Below are 725 nucleotides of genomic sequence, written 5' to 3'. Positions count from 1 at the left end.
CCGCGGCGCACGAAGGTGCCGCGCCCGGCGGGCCGGGCCGCCGCGTGCACGCCGGGGAAGAGCTGCCCCTCGGTGCGGTCGCCCGTCATCACCAGCGCCGCGGTGCCGCTCTCCCGCAGCGTCATCAGGAACGGCTCGTACAGGGACCGGGACGCGCCGGCGACCCGGCGGGTCAGCACGAAGTGCAGGCCGATGTCCGGTGCGGACGGCAGGTACGGCAGGAACGGTTCCAGCGGCTGCTGCCCCGCGGAGGCGAGCACGTCGTAGTCGTCGACGAGCACCACGATGCGCGGGCCGGTGGGCGCGGCGCCACCGGCCGCGAGCACCTCAGGGGCGACGGTGTCGTCCGGCCTGCGCTTCTCCAGCTCGCCGGCGATCACCCCGGCCAGCCCGAACGCCAGCTTCGCGTTGTGCGCGTAACCGCCGCGGTACTCCTCCGGCACCAGGCTGTGCAGGCCCCGCCGCGGGTCCATCACGGCGAACACCAGCTCCTCGTCGTCGTACCTGGCCATCAGACCGCGGGCGACGAGCCGCAGCAGGTTCGTCTTGCCGCACTCGCTGTCGCCGAACACCACCAGGTGCTGGTCGTGGCGGAACAGGTCGAGCAGGACCGGCTCCAGCGCGCCCTGGTCGAGGCCGATCGGCACCCGGCGCGGCTCGTCCTCGGCCGACGGCAGCCGGCGCGGGCTCAGCCGGGCCGGCAGCACCCGCACCGGCGGTGCCTG

1 pseudogene is annotated in these 725 nt (G+C 75.2%); it reads right to left on the bottom strand.

What is annotated here, in order from left to right:
* Positions 1–725, bottom strand: a pseudogene (locus tag ACYVE9_RS29515) (type VII secretion protein EccC); the annotation flags it as partial.

The sequence above is a fragment of the Streptomyces sparsus genome (genome assembly GCF_054776295.1).
This window is presented reverse-complemented; position numbering and strand designations above follow the sequence as displayed.